Source organism: Microbacterium sp. LWH12-1.2, assembly GCF_040675825.1.
Classification (GTDB): domain Bacteria; phylum Actinomycetota; class Actinomycetes; order Actinomycetales; family Microbacteriaceae; genus Microbacterium.
In genome coordinates, this window is sequence record NZ_JBEGIJ010000001.1 from 153899 (window position 1) to 170182 (window position 16284).

A 16284-nucleotide genomic window follows, 5' to 3' on the forward strand; every position below is an offset into this window, starting at 1 on the left:
GCATGCCCGAACCGAAAGTCGCCAGCTTTCCGGCGATCCGCGGTGCACTGAAGTTCTACCAGATCGCGTCGATCATCACCGGAGTCATGCTGCTCCTGCTGGTGGCCGAGATGGTGCTCAAGTACACGCCGATCCACCTCGAGCTCTTCGCGGGCGGATCCGGCGGTCCGCTGTGGTTCGCGCCGGTCGTGGAGGGCCCCGAGGGTCTGGAGTCCACCGGCGACGGGGCGAACCTGTCGCTGTTCATCCTCGTGGCGCACGGCTGGTTCTATGTCGTCTACCTCTTCGCCTGCTTCCGCATGTGGAGCCTGATGCGCTGGCCGCTGCTGCGTCTGGTGCTCCTCGCGCTCGGCGGCGTCATCCCGCTGCTCTCCTTCATCATGGAGACGATCGTCGCCCGCGACGTGAAGTCCTACCTCGCAACCAGGGAAGCCGCAGAGGCCCCCGTTCCCGCCCCGGAAGGTGTCCGTTGACCGAACAGTCCGAGACCCAGCAGCGTCCAGCGCTCGTCGTCGACTTCGGCGCGCAGTACGCGCAGCTGATCGCCCGTCGCGTCCGCGAAGCGGGCGTGTACAGCGAGATCGTGCCGCACACCGCCACCGCCGCCGAGATCGCCGCGAAGAACCCGGTTGCGATCATCCTCTCCGGAGGCCCGTCCTCGGTGTACGAGGAGGGCGCTCCGCGCCTGGACCCGGCCGTTTTCGACCTCGGCGTGCCCACGCTGGGCATCTGCTACGGCTTCCAGTACATGGCGCAGACCCTGGGCGGCGAAGTCGCGCACACCGGCCTGCGTGAGTACGGGGCGACGGATGCCGTCATCACCGGTGACGGCGGCACACTGCTGGGCGGCCAGCCGGCCGAGCAGAACGTGTGGATGAGCCACGGCGACCAGGTCGCCAAGGCACCCGAGGGCTTCGAGGTGCTCGCGACGACGGATGCCACCAAGGTCGCTGCCTTCGCGAACGAGGAGCGCGGGTTCTACGGCGTGCAGTGGCACCCCGAGGTCAAGCACTCCGACCACGGCCAGCGAGTGCTGGAGAACTTCCTGCACAAGGGTGCAGGCCTCGCCGCCGACTGGAACAGCGGCAACGTGATCGCCGAGCAGGTCGAGCGGATCCGCGCGCAGGTCGGCGATGCCCGTGTCATCTCGGCGCTGTCCGGCGGCGTCGACTCGGCGGTGTCGACGGCCCTCGTGCACAAGGCGATCGGCGACCAGCTCACCGCCGTGTTCGTCGACCACGGTCTCCTCCGCAAGGGCGAGCGCGAGCAGGTCGAGAAGGACTACGTCGAATCCACCGGCGTGCGTTTGATCACGGTCGACGCGGAAGACACCTTCCTCGGCCACCTCGAGGGCGTCACCGACCCCGAGGAGAAGCGCAAGATCATCGGTCGCGAGTTCATCCGCGCCTTCGAGAAGGTGCAGCTCGACCTCGTCGAGGAGGCCCGCCAGACCGGTGGAGCCCCGATCAAATTCCTCGTGCAGGGCACGCTGTATCCCGACGTGGTGGAGTCCGGTGGCGGCACGGGCACGGCCAACATCAAGTCGCACCACAACGTCGGCGGCCTCCCGGACGACCTCGACTTCGAGCTCATCGAACCGCTGCGAGCTCTCTTCAAGGACGAGGTCCGTGCCATCGGCCGGGAGCTCGGCATCCCCGAGGCGATCGTGGGGCGTCAGCCCTTCCCGGGGCCGGGCCTCGGCATCCGCATCATCGGCGAAGTCACGCGCGACCGCCTCGAGATCCTGCGTGAGGCCGACGCCATCGCGCGCGAAGAACTCACGAAGGCGGGGCTCGACCAGACGATCTGGCAGTGCCCCGTCGTGCTCCTCGCCGACGTGCGCTCGGTGGGCGTGCAGGGCGACGGACGTACCTACGGTCACCCGATCGTGCTGCGACCGGTCTCCAGCGAAGACGCGATGACGGCCGACTGGACGCGCCTGCCGTACGACGTGCTGGCGAAGATCTCGAACCGCATCACCAACGGGGTGCGCGACGTCAACCGCGTCGTCCTCGACGTGACCTCCAAGCCGCCGGGGACCATCGAGTGGGAGTAGAGGACGTCGATACGTCCTCTTCCTCGGCGTCTGGGGTCTTCCCGGACGCCGAGTATCTCGTGCTGTCCAGCCGGCTCATTCCTGATCTCGACGGCGGCTACACGATCGCGACGCTGGCGCGTGCGAAGCAGATGGCGGATGCGGGCGTCGCCGACGGTCGCGGACCGCAGCTGCTGACGTTCGACCCCGGTACGGCTGCCGCGCATGCGGAGCATCGTCGCGTCTTCGCCGAGCGGGGAGCGCTCGCGTCGCCGGAACGGCTCCGCAACCTCTTCGACGAGGCTCAGGCTCCGGATGGCGGCGCCGCGGAGTGGCTGCTTCGAGCGGCTGACGTCGGCCTCGCGGAGACGCCGGGGCGTGAGTATCGAACGCTGGCGGATGAATCCGGTCGCCCCTTCGCGGCGCTTCCGGTGATCGCCGGAGATCCGGACTGGCACCTCACGACCGAGCCGGTGCGCGTCTACGACTCCACGGGCACAGCGGTCGGTGCCCTCGCGGGATTCGGTGGCATCTACCGTGCCTGGCTCGAACACATCGCGGCGTCCGTGGGCGAACGGCCCATCGTCGTCATCTGCGAGTCGCGGCAGCTCGGCGAGCTGATCGTCGACTGGGCGCATCCGCGGGTGCGGCTCATTCACACGATCCACACGATGCACGTGGAGCCGCCCTACACGCCGGATGCGCCGCTCAACGCCCTCTGGTCCCGATGGTTCGCGCTCGCCGAGGGCTTCGACGCCGTGGTCTGGCCGACCCCCACCCAGCGTCAGGACGTGGTGCGCCGTTTCGGCGGCGAGAGCACCCACCACGTCGTTCCGCATGGTGTGCGACCTCCTCGATTGCGCGTGGCAGAACGCGAGCCGGGGCTCGTCGTCGTGCTGGGCCGGCTCGCGGCCGGCAAGCGCATCGATCACGCGATCCGTGCCTTCCTGCATGCGGATGTGCCGCACGCACGCCTCGAGATCTGGGGCGACGGGCCGGAACGGGCACGACTGCAGCAACTGATCGAGGAGTGTGATGCCGGAGAGCGGGTGCTTCTCGCGGGGTTCGCGGAGGATCCCGCAGCGGTGCTGGATCGCGCGTCCGTGGTGCTCACCGCGACGGCATTCGAGGCTCAGGGGCTGTCGATCGTCGAGGCTCTTGCCCACGGTGCACCGGCCGTGTCGTACGACGTGCGTTACGGTCCTGGCGACATCCTGGGCGGTGGTGGGGGAGTGCTGGTGCCGGACGGTGATGGGGATGCTCTGGCCGAGGCCGTGCGCAGCCTGCTCTCCGACCCCGCGCTCTGGGAGCGACTGCACGGCCAGACCGGTGCGGCAGCGGGCGTATGGAGCCCCGAGGCGGCGATGGGTGCACTTGCCGACGTCGCACGCGGCGTGCTGGCGGCGCCGGCGCGACGCTGAGTCGGCCGGACCGGCGACCAGGTGTCATCGGGCGGCTCCGGAGGAGTCGCGGATGGTCGCCTGAGGGCACTGCATGCGACCATCCGTGTCTCCTCTCTAGGGCGAGGGGGCGCGGGTGGTCGGGTCAGAGCGAGGGATGCGGCACTCTTCGCCCCCTGGCCGGGGCCGCTCGCTGGGAGCCGATGCGAACTTTTTCTCTCCCCATGTCGATCCAGGGTCTTCTCGTTCGACGTCTTCAATGAGAGGGTCGAAAACGACCCAGGACACCAAGGAGAACATCATGAAGTTCATGCTCATCATGCGCGCGACGGACGAGGCTGTGGAGGCGTACAAGAACACCCCCTTCGAGCAGGTCATCGAGGCCATGGGCAAGTACAACGAGTCGATGATGAAGGCGGGCGTGCTTCTGGCCGGCGAGGGGCTCACCGACGCTGCCGAGGGATTCGTCGTCGACTTCAGCGCGGAGGCGCCGTTGATCACCGACGGCCCGTACGGCGAGACCAAGGAACTGTTCAACGGCTTCTGGATCATCGAGGTCTCCTCGCGCGAAGAGGCGGCGGAGTGGGCCGGACGTGCGCCCCTCGGCCCTGGATCGTTCCTCGAGGTGCGGCGGGTGACCGAGTTCGACGACTTCCCCGCCGACAACGAGTGGATCCAGAAGGAAGAGGGCTGGCGCGACGAGCAGGCGCAGCGCGCCCAGCAGTGAGATGAGCGACCCTTCTGCAGACCAGGCGACGCGCTCCGCATCCGATCAGACATCGGCGGAGCGCGCCGTCGCGGCAGTCTGGCGCATCGAATCGGCCAAGATCGTCGCGACGCTGACGCGTATGGTCGGCGACTTCGGGCTCGCAGAGGACCTCGCCCAGGAAGCGCTGATCGACGCGTTGCGGCAGTGGCCCGTCGAGGGCGTTCCGCGCAACCCGGCAGCCTGGCTGACGGCGGTGGCGAAGCGCAAGGCGATCGACGGCTGGCGTCGACGTGAACGCCTGGACGACAGGCTCGCCGCGATCGCTCACGACCTGGAACGCGAGCAGTCCATCGATGCGTTGCCCTGGGATCCGGATGCCGTCGACGACGATGTGCTGCGTCTGATCTTCATCTCCTGCCACCCTGTGCTGTCGCGGGAGGCGCAGGTCGCGCTCACCCTGCGCGTGGTCGGCGGCCTCGGGAGCGAGGAGATCGCGCGGGCTTTTCTCGTGCCGACCGCCACCGTGCAGCAGCGCATCGTGCGGGCGAAGAAGACCCTCGCTGCCGCGAACGTGCCGTTTGAGGTGCCGTCGAGGGAGGAGCAGCCGGAACGACTCGGAGCGATCCTCGGGGTGCTCTATCTGATCTTCAACGAGGGGCACACCGCCAGCGGCGGCTCGGACTGGATGCGCCCGGAACTCAGCGAAGAGGCGATCCGGCTCACACGAGTGCTTGCGGCCCTGATGCCCCGCGAGCGCGACGTGCACAGCGTGCTCTCGCTGATGGAGCTCACCGCGGCACGGTTCGCGGCTCGCGTCGACGGTCAGGGGAATCCGGTGCTGCTGGGGGACCAGGACCGCCGACGCTGGGATCGGGGGCGCATCTCCCGTGGGCGAGCCGCGCTGGCTCGGGCGGATGCTCTGGGCCGAGGTCGCGGGGCCTATGGGCTGCAGGCGGCGATCGCGGAATGCCATGCGGTGGCGGCATCGCTCGAGGAGACCGACTGGGAACGGATCGTCGTGCTCTACGAGGCGCTGGGCCGGATCGCGCCGTCACCGGTGGTCGAGCTGAACCGCGCGGCTGCTGTCGCGATGGCCACCGGTCCCGCATCCGCCTTGCGAATCATCGACCGCCTTGCCGAGTCGGGGGCCCTGCGGGGGTACCACCTGCTCCCGGCGACGCGCGGAGAACTGCTGCTGCGTCTGGGCAGAAACGACGAGGCGCGAAGCGAGTTCGCGGTCGCGGCATCTCTCGCCGGGAACGACCGAGAACGGGCCCTGCTCGAGGCGAAGGCCGCCGGGAGATGAGGATCTGTGCCGCCGACTCCTGCCGGCGGCACAGACAGGAACCGCCCCTGCCGGAAGCAAAGCTGTCCGAGCAGAGGCGGAACCTCTTTCACCGCGCGCGACGCGCGAGGTGAGATCAGTCGCGAACGCGCGATCCGCGTCCGACGATCAGGCCGTAGATCAGCAGAACGATGATCGCACCGCCGATCGCGAGCAGCCAGGTCGAGAGATCCCAGAAGTTCTCGAGACCGACGCCGAAGAGCATCGAGCCGATCCAGCCGCCGAGCAGGGCTCCGACGACGCCGAGCAGAAGGGTGACGAGCCACCCGCCGCCTTGACGTCCGGGAAGGATGAGCTTGGCGATGGCACCGGCGATAAGGCCCAGAATGATGAAGGCGAGGAAACCCATGGTCAGCTCCTTTGTGTCAGGATCCCCGAGTTGCGGGGATTCGTGAGTCCACTGTGCTGGCTTCGGGACATCTCGGATACCCCCTTGCGCCGGGGTCACCAGGTATGCAAAGAGGCCCGCCTCCAGGTGGAGACGGGCCTCTTTCGAGTCGTGACTAGTTGCTGCCGCGGACGATCGCGATCATGCGCAGGATCTCGACGTACAGCCACACGACGGTGACCATGATGCCGAAGCCGCCGAGCCAGCCGTACTTGCGCGGTGCGCCGTTGCGCACGCCCTGCTGGATCTGGTCGAAGTCCATCACCAGCGAGTACGCGGCCATGAAGACCACGAGGACGCCGATGATGAGGCCGAGCGGGATGCCCATGACTTCCTGGCTGAGAAGGCCGAACGCCTGGCCGGCCGGGAGCACGTTCGTCCACATCAGGACGAGGTTGAGCAGCGAGAAGACCATGTAGCCGAGCATCGCGATCATGACGATCTTGGTCATCTTCTTCGACGCGCGGATCTTGCCGCTGGCGAAGAGGGCGAGGGTCACACCGACGACGGCGACCGTCGCGAGGGTGGCCTGCATGACGATGCCGGGCCAGATCATCTCGAAGAACGCGGAGATGCCACCGACGAACAGGCCCTCCAGCGCCGCGTAGACGAAGATCAGTGCGGGACGCACCTTCTTGCGCGAGGTGAAGGTGATCACCATGGCGAGCACGAAGCCACCGAAGGCGCCGATCATCCACGGAAGCATCGAGACGCCCTGGCGGGGGTCGATCTGCACGCCGCCGAGGGTCCAGACCCAGCCGATGGCGGCGGTGACGAGCAGGATGCCGAAGAGGGCGGCGGTCTTCCAGACCGTGTCCTCGACCGTCATCCGGTCGGTCTCGATCGCGCCAGCGGGCGGACCGGCGTACATGCCCTCCAGCTGTGCGTTGGCGGCAGCATCCATTCCGGCGTGCTGCGCGGAACCGAACTGCGCACCCTGAGCCGCAGCCTGCGGGCCGCCGGGGTAGGTCGCGACATTGCGCGGATCCTGCTGCTTGAACGCCGGATTGTTGAAGGCGAAATTGCTCATGGTGGGCCTCACTCCAAAGTGTGCGTAGGTCTCTTTCCTCCACGATACCCGCGCGGTGCGCTCAGTGGCGTGTTCTACGCTGAGAGCGTGCCCAGGAAATCACCGCTCGTCATCGGTCATCGCGGCGCTCCCGGCTACCGTCCGGAGCACAGCCGATCGTCGTACGAGCTCGCGCTCGCCATGGGCGTCGACGCCGTGGAGCCCGACATCGTAGCCACCCAGGACGGCGTCCTCGTCGTGCGGCACGAGAACGAGATCTCCGGCACCACCGACGTCGCCGAGCATCCTGAGTTCGCCGACCGACGCACCACCAAGCGCGTCGACGGCCAGGCACTGACCGGCTGGTTCACCGAGGACTTCACCTGGGCCGAGCTGACCACTCTGCGCAGTCGCGAGCGGCTGCCCGAGGTGCGGCTGACCAGCGCGAGCTTCGACGGGTCGCAGGCCATTCTGCGACTGAGCGACGTGCTCGACATCGTGCGCGCCGGGTCGATCGAGCACGGGCGCGAGATCGGCGTGGTGCTCGAGGTCAAGCACGCGACCTACTTCGCGAGCATCGGCCTGGATCTTGCTCCCCTGATCGAACGGGATCTTCGCGAGGCAGGCTGGGCCGACGGCGAGCTGCCCCTCATCATCGAGTGCTTCGAATCGACGGTGCTCGGCCACCTGCGTGCACGAGGGATCGCCGCTTCCTACGTCTATCTGATCGAGGCATCCGGCCGCCCGTACGACCTCCTCGTCGCGCAGGGCAAGCAGGCGCTCAGCTACAAGGCCACGGTCACGCCGCGGGGACTCGATGGTCTGGTCGGCAAGGTCGATGGCATCAGCGTCAACAAGAGGATGCTCCTGGCCAAGGGCAACACGATCGTGGACGATGCGCATGCGCGCGGCCTCAAGGTGTTCACCTGGACCGCCCGCCCGGAGAACGCGTTCCTGGCCGCGGAGTTCCGCGGTGCCGGCGGACGCAGCGAGTACGGCGACTACGAGGCGGAGTGGGCAGCGATCGCGCGCACCGGGATCGACGGCGTGTTCGTCGATCACCCCGATCTGGGCGTGGGCTTCTTCCGCAACTGAGCATTCGCCCGCGATCCGGGGGCATCAGAGCGGTCCCAGGACCTCCGGCACCGTCTTCTCGAGCCGCAGCGCGCGAAGGGGAGCGAGGATCTCCCGCTCTTCGAAGCGGAAATGCGACTCCATGATCGCGCCGATCCCGTCGAGGTGGCGTTCGATCGACGCCGTATCCTCATCGCGTTCGACGGCGTTGCGCAGCGCGTTCAGCAGGTGGGAGAGCATCGAGTGATCCTGCATGAGCTTGTCGATCACTCCGGAGAGTTCGGGATGCTCGTCACGCAGCGCGGGGAACAGGCTGCGGTCCTCGCTGCGGTGGTGGCCGTCCAACGCCGAGCAGAAACCGATGCAGAAGAGCAGCAGTTCGGACGCGGCATCCGGTGCGGTGTCGCCCGCATCCAGCGCCGCCCGCGTGGCGGAAAGGGCGGCGCGCAGGCGGGTGTGCGCCGAGCGGAGCTCTTCATCCCAGGCGATCAGGCGGTCAGCATCCACCGGGCAAGTGTACGGCTACCGCGCGAACGCACCCCGCCGGGTGGACACGATCTCCTTGCCGAGGGGCATGAGCGAGATCGGCACCATCTTGAAGTCGGCTATACCCATCGGGATGCCGATGATCGTGATGCACAGCGCGATGCCGGAGACGATGTGACCGATCGCCAGCCACCAGCCCGCGAGGATCACCCAGAGCACGTTGCCGAGGAACGAGCCCACGCCGGCCGTCGGCTTGCTGATGACCTCACGCCCGAACGGCCAGATGGCGTAGCGGGCGATGCGGAACGACGCGATCGCCCACGGGATGGTCACGATCGGGATGCACAGCAGGATGCCCGCCAGCATGTAGCCGAGGAACAGGACCCATCCGGCGAGGATGACCCAGATGATGTTCAGGATCGTGCGCATGAGGCGATTGTCGCAGTCGTGGCTGAGACTACGCCTGACGCATGCGCCCGGCAGATGCCGGTGCGGTCGGGAGTTGATTGGCCGCCCGCCGTTCACCTCTCGTCCATCTGCACGCCGTCGCGCGGCCACGCGGCATCGGTGGTGTGGACTCACACCCGTCTGAGTTCTCACCCTGGAGCCCCATGTCCCGCCTGCACTCCGCGGCAGCGGTCACGACGGTCTGCGCGCTCAGCGCAGCCGCCCTGCTCGCCGCACCGCTCGCCGCCACCGGCGCCGATTCCCGCATCACCGAGACTTCGGGCGCACCCGCGGGTCTCGTCCTCAACGAGATCGTCTACGACGACGCGGCGACCGGACTCGTCGATCAGGTCGAGATCTACAACGCCGGTGTCGAGGCCATCTCGCTCGATGGCTGGTACATCTCCGACGAGAAGCGCGACACCTTCGGCCACGCGCCGGCCGGCACCACGCTGGCTCCGGGGGAGTTCCTCGTGCTGGTGAAGGACGTCGACTTCGATTTCGGTCTCGGCAAGGGCGACGAGGTCGTGCTGTTCGACCCGGCCGGCGCCGAGGCCGACGCATACGCCTACGAGAACACGGCTCCGCTGGCCGTGTGGGCGCGCTGCGCCGACGGCGTGGGCGAGTGGGCGCACGCGACCGCGGCGACCCCCGGCGCGGCCAACGACTGCACCGTGGTGCCGGTCACCGGCTCCATCGTGATCAACGAGGTCGACTCGCAGCCGGCCGACTGGGTGGAGTTCTACAACCCCGGTGGCGAGGCGCTCGACATCTCCGGCTTCGAGATCCGCGACAACTCCGACGATCACCGCTGGCAGTTCCGGCCGGGGACCCAGATCGGTGCGGGGGAGTTCCTCGTCGTCGACGAGAGCACGATCGGCATCGTCGACGGCACGGAGGCGGCATTCCGCGATCCGATCGGCATCGGCAGCGCCGATCGCATCCGTCTCTACGACGCCGCGGGTGCCCTGATCGATGACACGCTGATGTGGGACGGCCACGCGGCGATCGGCGGGGACTTCAGCGCCGCCACGCTGGCGCGCTGCCCCGATGGCGTCGGCGCATTCATCCTCGCCCACGCCACCCCGGCTGCGACCAACTCGTGCGTGATGCCGGATGTCGCGATCAACGAGATCGAATCCAACGGCGACGCCACCGACTGGGTCGAGGTCGTCAATGCGGGGAGCACCTCCGTCGACCTCTCCGGGTGGACCGTGATGGACAACGATCCGTCCGGCCACGCTGGCGACGTGACGCCGCTGCCCGCCGGCACGATGCTCGAGCCGGGCGCCTACGTCGTTTTCGACCAGCCCACCGCGTTCAGCTTCGGCCTCGGCAACGGCGACACAGTGACGATCCGTGATGCGAACGGCAACACCGTCGACGAATACGTCTACCCGGCGCACGCGGACGGCGTCTGGGCGCGGTGCGCGGACGGCACCGGAGATTTCGCGGATCAGGCGATCTCGACCAAGGGCGCGCGCAACGCCTGCGGAAGCCCTGTGCGCATCAACGAAGTCGAATCCGATGGCGGTTCCCCCGATGACTGGGTCGAACTGGTCAACCCGACGGCGGACGCGCTCGACGTGTCCGGCATCGTCGTGAAGGACGACGACGATGCGCACGCCTACACGATCCCGGCAGGCACGGCGATCGCCGCAGGCGGCTATCTCGTCATCGAGCGCGCGCAGCTCGGTTTCGGTCTGGGCGGCGGGGACGCGGTGCGCGTGTTCGACGGCGACCTGATCGTCGACGAGACGACGTGGGGCGAGGGCCATGCGGCCACGAGCTGGGGGCGCTGCCCCGACATCACCGGTGCCTTCGCGCTGACCGCTCAGCCGACCAGGGGCGCCGCCAACGAGTGCGCCGGCGAGATCGCGTTCTCGCCGTGGCCGGGATCGGCCGAGGTCCGTGCGCTCGACGCCATCCCGACGTTCCTCGAGGACAGCTCGGGTCTCGACATCCAGGAGACCGCGGACGGCGCCGTTCTGTGGGCGGTCGACAACGGCGATGGACGCATCTGGAAGCTCGATGCGCACGCAGACGGTTCTGTCGTGAAGGCCGAAGGCTGGAACGACGGCAAGCGCATCCGTTTCCAGAAGGACGCATCGGACCCCGGCGCCGCCGGCCCGGACACCGAGGGCATCACGGTCGACGGCGAGGGCGCGGTCTATGTCGCATCCGAGCGTGACAACAGCGCCAAGGGCGTGAACCAGAACGTCGTGCTGAAGGTCGATCCGGATGCCGCGGCCGGCGACCTCGTCGCGCAGCAGGAGTGGGATCTGACGGCTCTGCTTCCCGCAGTCGGAGCGAACCTCGGCATGGAGGCGGTCGAGTGGGTTCCGGATGCGGCGCTGGCCGGCGTGCTCTTCGACGACAACACCGGTGCCGCCTACGACCCGGCGGACTATGCCGGTCGCGGAGGAGGCTTGTTCTTCGTGGCCATCGAGGACAACGGTCACGTCTATGCGTTCGCGCTCGGAACCGACGGGAGCGCGACCCTCGTCTCCGAGATCGCACCGGGACTCGCCGGAGTGATGGCGCTGGACTACGACAGCGTGCGCGACGTGCTGTGGGCCGTGTGCGATGACGGCTGCCAGGGTCGTTCGGCCGAGATCACGCTGAACGGCACCGCACAGCCGGGCCTGGCGCACTTCGAGCGCCCCGCCGGAATGCCCGACATCAACAACGAGGGCTTCGCCACCGCTCCGGCATCGCTGTCGGTGGACGGGCAGCGACCGGTGTGGTGGTTCGCCGACGGTTTCGCGTCCGAGGCGCTGCGGACCGGCACACTCCCCGGGGTCGACGGCGAGAACCCCGGTGGCGAGAACCCCGGCGGTGAGACGCCGACGGGTCCTGGCGCGGGGAGCCCTGGTACCGGAACCCCCGGTGGCGGGCTCGCTGCCACCGGCTCCGAGGCACCCGTCGCGGCGATCGCGCTGGCGCTGATGCTCCTCCTGGCCGGAGCGGCGATCGCGCGTCGGCGTTCACGCTCGGTGTGAGTTGAGCGGAGTGCGCGGGTCGCCCGCGCACCCCGCTCGGCTCGGCGGGCGTCGGTGCCGCCGTTGCTGTCCATCTCCGGGACCCATCCGGCATCGCGGCGCCGGCGGCGAATCGAGTGATGAGAGATCAGCGGCGCGGGCGCTGCACGCTGCGCCCGGACACCGCGTGCACATGCAACCGAAGAGGAAGGTCGCGGTCACCACCCGCCCACGGGTGGACGCGGCCGGAGGCCGGAACGGCGTCGAGTTCGTCGACCGGCATCGCGGACACCGTGCCGTTCAGCAGCACGCTCCAGCCGGTCCCGGCGAGGTCGTCGTGATGATCGACCTCGAAGGCGACCTCCAGCTCACTCGCGGGAAGCATGCTGAGGACGCTGTCCGGCGCTGTGCGGACGACGATGTCGCGGTCGTCGAGGAAGTAGTTGACCGGGATGATCTGCACCCGGGCATCGCGCACGAAGCCGAATCGCCCTACGGTCGTCGTGCGCAGCAAATCGAAGCACTTCTGCTCGCTCAGACTGGTGATCATCGCTCGCCTCTCGTCGTGAGCACCGATCGTACTCCGCTGTCCTAGGCCCCGCCTAGACTCGTAAGGCCATGACCGACGCTCCTCTCATCGTCCCCTCCACCGCCGGCCCACGCTCCTCGTCATCGGAGTCCGCTGGTGCTTCCGACGACCTCCTCGCCGGGCTCAACCCGCAGCAACTCGAGGCGGTGACGTACCGCGGCCAGGCGCTGCTCATCGTGGCGGGTGCCGGTTCGGGAAAGACCAGTGTGCTGACGCGCCGCATCGCGTCGCTGCTGCGGAGCCGTGAGGCATGGCCGAGCCAGATCCTCGCGATCACCTTCACCAACAAGGCTGCCGGCGAGATGCGTGAGCGCGTCGCATCGCTCGTCGGCGAAGCATCCCGCGGCATGTGGATCTCCACCTTCCACTCCGCCTGCGTGCGGATCCTCCGTCGTGAGGCCGAGCAGTTCGGCTTCACCAAGTCGTTCACGATCTACGACTCGGGAGATTCCCGCGCGTTGCTCAAAAGGCTGGTCAAGGAGCATGAGGCCGACGCGTACGGGCTGACTCCGGCATCCGTGCAGTCGCGCATCTCGAAGCTCAAGAACGAACTGTCGGATGCCGATTCCTACGCGCGTCAGGCGAACATGTCAGATCCGGCGGAGCGGATCTTCGTCGAGCTCTTCGCCGACTACCAGCGGCAGCTGCAGAAGGCGAACGCCTTCGACTTCGACGACCTCATCGGGCAGACGGTCTATCTGTTCCGTGCGTTCCCGGAGGTGGCGAACACCTACCGGCGCCGCTTCCGACACATCCTCGTCGACGAGTACCAGGACACCAACCACGCCCAGTACTCGCTCATCCACGAGCTGACGCGGCCGGTCTCGAGCGAGGCTCCCGATCCATATGCCTCGAACGGCATGATGATCTTCGAACCCGAGACCTCGCCGGAACTTGAAGGCGCATCCCTCACCGTGGTCGGTGATTCCGACCAATCCATCTACGCCTTCCGCGGCGCGGACATCCGCAACATCAGCGAGTTCGAACGGGACTTCCCCGGCGCACGTGTCGTGCTGCTGGAGCAGAACTACCGTTCGACGCAGAACATCCTCTCGGCCGCGAACGCCGTGATCGGCAACAACTTCGACCGCAAGGACAAGAAGCTCTGGAGCGACAAGGGCGACGGCGACAAGATCGTCGGCTTCACCGGCTACTCGCAGCACGATGAGGCGCAGTTCGTCGCCGACGAGGTCGAGGCGCTGCGCCGCGCGGGGATGCCGTACTCCGAGATGGCTGTCTTCTACCGCACGAACTCCCAGTCCCGCGCGCTCGAGGAGATCTTCATCCGCTCTGCGGTGCCCTACAAGGTCATGGGCGGCACCAAGTTCTACGACCGCGCAGAGATCAAGGACGCGCTCGCCTACCTCGTGGCGGTCGCGAATCCCGCCGACGAGATGTCGGTGCGGCGCATCCTGAACAAGCCCAAGCGCGGCATCGGTGATGTCTCCGAGACGGCCATCGCACGATTCGCCGAGGAACACGGCATCTCCTTCCGCGACGCTCTGTCGCTGTCGCCCCAGTTGGGATTCGGCCCGAAGATCCAGGCCGCCATCGCCCAGCTCGACGGGGTGCTCGCCGAGGCGACCGCGATCATGCTGCCGGCGACGGGAGAGGTGCCGGCGCCGACGACGGTCGCCGACGGCCTCAGCCTTCTCCTGACGAAGAGCGGCTACCTCGACGCGCTGCGCAGGAGCCGTGACCCGCAGGACGAGGCGCGGGTCGAGAACCTCGACGAGTTCGTCGCCGTCGCCAGGGACTTCGCCCGCAACAACCCCGACGGCACGATCGTCGACTTCCTCACCGAGGTCGCCCTGGTCAGCGACGCCGACGATCTCGATGACGAATCCGGTTCGGTGTCGCTGATGACGATGCACACCGCCAAGGGCCTCGAGTATGACGCGGTGTTCGTCACCGGCGTCGAAGAGGATCTGATCCCGCACCGGATCTCGGCGGGGGAGCCGGGCGGTCCGCAAGAGGAGCGCCGGCTGTTCTACGTCGGCATCACCAGGGCGCGCAAGCGCCTGCACCTCTCGCTCGCGATGACCAGGGCGCAGTTCGGTGAGGTCACGGTCGCGATGCCGAGCCGCTTCCTGCAGGAGATCCCGGTCGGCCTCGTCGACTGGCGGCAGTCGCCGGGAGACGTGAACTCCCGCGGTGGAATGCAGTCGAGGGCGCTGAACGCCCGACGACCGGGTGGCGGGTTCGGATCCTCCGGCTCGGGTGATCGCTTCGGCGTGAAGCCGCTCCCTGGCGGGGACTCCCTCAAGCCGCTGTCCACGGCGATGGACAAGTTCCCGAACCGGGTCACAGCGAAGATGCGCGACAACGGCGATCTCGAACTCACCGCTGGCGACCGCATCCGCCACTCCGATTTCGGCGAGGGGCGCGTGGACGCCGTGACCGGCGAAGGTGCGAAGCGCATCGCCCACGTGCGCTTCGATTCCGCCGGGCAGAAGAAACTGCTCATCAAGGTCGCGCCGATCGAGAAGATCTAGGCAGCGTTCCCGCGCTGCCCCTGTGCCGATCGGGACTCGGGGGTCGCAGATTGTCGCGTCGTGGTCGGCATGGCGGCCATGTGCGTCTCCTGCTTTTGCGATGGGGACGCAGATTGTCGCGTCGTGGGCCGGGTGACGGCCATGTGTGACTCCTGCTGCGCGCCGCCGACCGCGGCAGGTGCCCGCGCCGCGGGTTAGGCTGACAGATATGGGCCTTTTCTCCCGCAAGAAGACCGAAGACGCTCCGGATGCCGTAGAGGCCAAGGACGCGGCGACCGCCGAGGATGCGTCCTCGCAGGAGACGGCACCGGACGAGGTCGCCGAAGTCGTCCCGTCGATCGGCATCTCCGTGCAGGCCTTCCGTGGTGTCGGCGCGGAGGCGGGTCCCGAGGTCTCGTTGCCGGACCCGGATGCGGGGCAGGCGAAGGCGTCTGCCCCGGCTTCAGCCCCCGCAGCCCCGCAGGTCCCGTCCGCCCCCGCGGAGCGCAAGCTTCCGCTGGCACCGGCGCTGCCGCCCGAGCAGACCGAGACGGTCGCCGGAATGAAGGACAACGTCTTGCTGCGCGAAGCGTTGAAGGAGATCGCCGACGGCGCGAGCAACGATCAGCTCCTCGGAGTGCTGCGCCAGACGCTGCAGGGTCACCTGTACCTTCGCGTGAACGGCGATGCTCGTGCGCAGATCAGCGAAGGCAAGCCGCTCTCGATCGCCGTGGTCCGCGACGGCGATCGATCGTTCATGCTCGCGTTCAGCTCGGCCGCGGCGGTCCGTGACTCCGTGAAGCAGGAGACCGACCCGTCGGCGACATCTGCGGTCGCGCAGCCGGTCACCTCCGTGCTGCAGCAGGTCGTCGCTGGGGAGTTCACCGGGCTGATCGTCGACAACGCATCTGCCCCGCATCGCGTCGTCTTCCCCACCGAGCTGCTGCAGAAGGCGCTCGAGCAGGCCGAACCCGAGCTGACGGTCAAGACCATTCTGGCGGCGCCGCGACAGGCCGATTCTGCGGTGAAGGTCGGCGAGGCGCTCGCGACGAAGCGGATGTGGGTGGCGGTGAATGAGGGGAACGGGTCGGGTCAGGTCGGCATCGCCGAGGCGCAGACCGCAGACGGCAAGCGATTCCTCCAGCTCTTCTCGCACCCGCTCGAGGTACTCGCCCTCGGGCGCGGCGATCGGCCGCTGCCGTTCGGGCCGGAGCAGCTGGCCAAGGTCCTGACAAGTCATTCCGAGATGGCCGGCGTCATCGTCGACCCGGCGGGTCCCTCGCTGGTTGTCGAGCGCGATGCGCTTGCGCCGGTGCTGGTGCTGGCCGTCGATCTCGGCGACTGACG

Annotated in this window: 14 protein-coding genes; 9 read left to right on the top strand and 5 right to left on the bottom strand. The window is 68.1% G+C overall.

Annotated features, from left to right (window positions below; translation table 11 throughout):
• The first annotated feature begins 2 nt into the window (after nt 1-2).
• The 5 genes from MRBLWH12_RS00695 to MRBLWH12_RS00715 all read left to right on the top strand — a co-directional run bounded on the left by MRBLWH12_RS00695 (nt 3) and on the right by MRBLWH12_RS00715 (nt 5450).
• Nucleotides 3-473: a DUF3817 domain-containing protein gene (locus MRBLWH12_RS00695; RefSeq protein WP_363544966.1), complete on the top strand. Its 471-nt coding sequence runs from the start codon at nt 3-5 to the stop codon at nt 471-473.
• A complete protein-coding gene (gene guaA, locus MRBLWH12_RS00700; protein ID WP_341975648.1) occupies nt 470-2056 on the top strand; it encodes a glutamine-hydrolyzing GMP synthase in 1587 nt (528 codons plus the stop codon). The genes MRBLWH12_RS00695 and guaA overlap by 4 nt, the downstream gene beginning before the upstream one ends.
• Nucleotides 2047-3456 carry a glycosyltransferase gene (locus MRBLWH12_RS00705; RefSeq protein WP_363544969.1) on the top strand — a complete coding sequence of 470 codons (1410 nt, stop codon included), beginning with the start codon at nt 2047-2049 and terminating at the stop codon, nt 3454-3456. The genes guaA and MRBLWH12_RS00705 overlap by 10 nt, the downstream gene beginning before the upstream one ends.
• Before the next feature lie 280 nt (nt 3457-3736).
• On the top strand, nt 3737-4162 hold the full coding sequence (locus MRBLWH12_RS00710; protein ID WP_341975646.1) for a YciI family protein: 426 nt from the start codon (nt 3737-3739) through the stop codon (nt 4160-4162).
• 1 nt (nt 4163) lies between these two features.
• On the top strand, nt 4164-5450 hold the full coding sequence (locus MRBLWH12_RS00715; RefSeq protein ID WP_363544973.1) for an RNA polymerase sigma factor: 1287 nt from the start codon (nt 4164-4166) through the stop codon (nt 5448-5450).
• A 115-nt stretch (nt 5451-5565) separates the two neighbouring features.
• Here the strand turns inward: MRBLWH12_RS00715 and MRBLWH12_RS00720 are convergent, their stop codons facing one another.
• Nucleotides 5566-5838, bottom strand: a complete 273-nt coding sequence (locus tag MRBLWH12_RS00720; RefSeq protein WP_341975644.1) for a GlsB/YeaQ/YmgE family stress response membrane protein — start codon at nt 5836-5838, stop codon at nt 5566-5568.
• A 154-nt stretch (nt 5839-5992) separates the two neighbouring features.
• A complete protein-coding gene (locus tag MRBLWH12_RS00725) occupies nt 5993-6907 on the bottom strand; it encodes a Bax inhibitor-1/YccA family protein (RefSeq protein ID WP_341975643.1) in 915 nt (304 codons plus the stop codon).
• A gap of 87 nt (nt 6908-6994) precedes the next feature.
• Here MRBLWH12_RS00725 and MRBLWH12_RS00730 point away from each other — a divergent pair, with 87 nt between their 5' ends.
• A complete protein-coding gene (locus MRBLWH12_RS00730; protein ID WP_363544976.1) occupies nt 6995-7981 on the top strand; it encodes a glycerophosphodiester phosphodiesterase family protein in 987 nt (328 codons plus the stop codon).
• A 24-nt stretch (nt 7982-8005) separates the two neighbouring features.
• Here MRBLWH12_RS00730 and MRBLWH12_RS00735 read toward each other — a convergent pair whose 3' ends face one another.
• Both MRBLWH12_RS00735 and MRBLWH12_RS00740 read right to left on the bottom strand, forming a co-directional pair.
• Nucleotides 8006-8467, bottom strand: a complete 462-nt coding sequence (locus MRBLWH12_RS00735) for a hemerythrin domain-containing protein (RefSeq protein ID WP_363544979.1) — start codon at nt 8465-8467, stop codon at nt 8006-8008.
• A 15-nt stretch (nt 8468-8482) separates the two neighbouring features.
• Nucleotides 8483-8875 carry a YccF domain-containing protein gene (locus tag MRBLWH12_RS00740; protein WP_363544982.1) on the bottom strand — a complete coding sequence of 131 codons (393 nt, stop codon included), beginning with the start codon at nt 8873-8875 and terminating at the stop codon, nt 8483-8485.
• Nucleotides 8876-9057: 182 nt separating this feature from the next.
• Between MRBLWH12_RS00740 and MRBLWH12_RS00745 the strand changes: the two genes are divergently transcribed.
• Nucleotides 9058-11895 (top strand): lamin tail domain-containing protein, encoded by a 2838-nt coding sequence (locus MRBLWH12_RS00745; RefSeq protein WP_363544984.1) that lies wholly within the window; start codon nt 9058-9060, stop codon nt 11893-11895.
• Nucleotides 11896-12022: 127 nt separating this feature from the next.
• On the opposite strand, the gene MRBLWH12_RS00750 is transcribed toward MRBLWH12_RS00745, so the two are convergent.
• On the bottom strand, nt 12023-12424 hold the full coding sequence (locus MRBLWH12_RS00750; protein ID WP_363544986.1) for a pyridoxamine 5'-phosphate oxidase family protein: 402 nt from the start codon (nt 12422-12424) through the stop codon (nt 12023-12025).
• Nucleotides 12425-12492: 68 nt separating this feature from the next.
• Here MRBLWH12_RS00750 and MRBLWH12_RS00755 point away from each other — a divergent pair, with 68 nt between their 5' ends.
• Both MRBLWH12_RS00755 and MRBLWH12_RS00760 read left to right on the top strand, forming a co-directional pair.
• A complete protein-coding gene (locus MRBLWH12_RS00755) occupies nt 12493-14958 on the top strand; it encodes an ATP-dependent helicase (RefSeq protein ID WP_363544989.1) in 2466 nt (821 codons plus the stop codon).
• 208 nt (nt 14959-15166) lie between these two features.
• Complete coding sequence (locus tag MRBLWH12_RS00760; protein WP_363544992.1) at nt 15167-16282, top strand: SseB family protein; 1116 nt, start codon at nt 15167-15169, stop codon at nt 16280-16282.
• Nucleotides 16283-16284 lie beyond the last annotated feature (2 nt).

Coding starts and splice junctions, on each gene's coding strand:
- MRBLWH12_RS00695 (WP_363544966.1), top strand. CDS start 3: ATGCCCGAACCGAAAGTCGCCAGCTTTCCGGCGATCCGCGGTGCACTG.
- MRBLWH12_RS00710 (WP_341975646.1), top strand. CDS start 3,737: ATGAAGTTCATGCTCATCATGCGCGCGACGGACGAGGCTGTGGAGGCG.
- MRBLWH12_RS00715 (WP_363544973.1), top strand. CDS start 4,164: ATGAGCGACCCTTCTGCAGACCAGGCGACGCGCTCCGCATCCGATCAG.
- MRBLWH12_RS00720 (WP_341975644.1), bottom strand. CDS start 5,838: ATGGGTTTCCTCGCCTTCATCATTCTGGGCCTTATCGCCGGTGCCATC.
- MRBLWH12_RS00725 (WP_341975643.1), bottom strand. CDS start 6,907: ATGAGCAATTTCGCCTTCAACAATCCGGCGTTCAAGCAGCAGGATCCG.
- MRBLWH12_RS00740 (WP_363544982.1), bottom strand. CDS start 8,875: ATGCGCACGATCCTGAACATCATCTGGGTCATCCTCGCCGGATGGGTC.
- MRBLWH12_RS00745 (WP_363544984.1), top strand. CDS start 9,058: ATGTCCCGCCTGCACTCCGCGGCAGCGGTCACGACGGTCTGCGCGCTC.
- MRBLWH12_RS00750 (WP_363544986.1), bottom strand. CDS start 12,424: ATGATCACCAGTCTGAGCGAGCAGAAGTGCTTCGATTTGCTGCGCACG.
- MRBLWH12_RS00755 (WP_363544989.1), top strand. CDS start 12,493: ATGACCGACGCTCCTCTCATCGTCCCCTCCACCGCCGGCCCACGCTCC.
- MRBLWH12_RS00760 (WP_363544992.1), top strand. CDS start 15,167: ATGGGCCTTTTCTCCCGCAAGAAGACCGAAGACGCTCCGGATGCCGTA.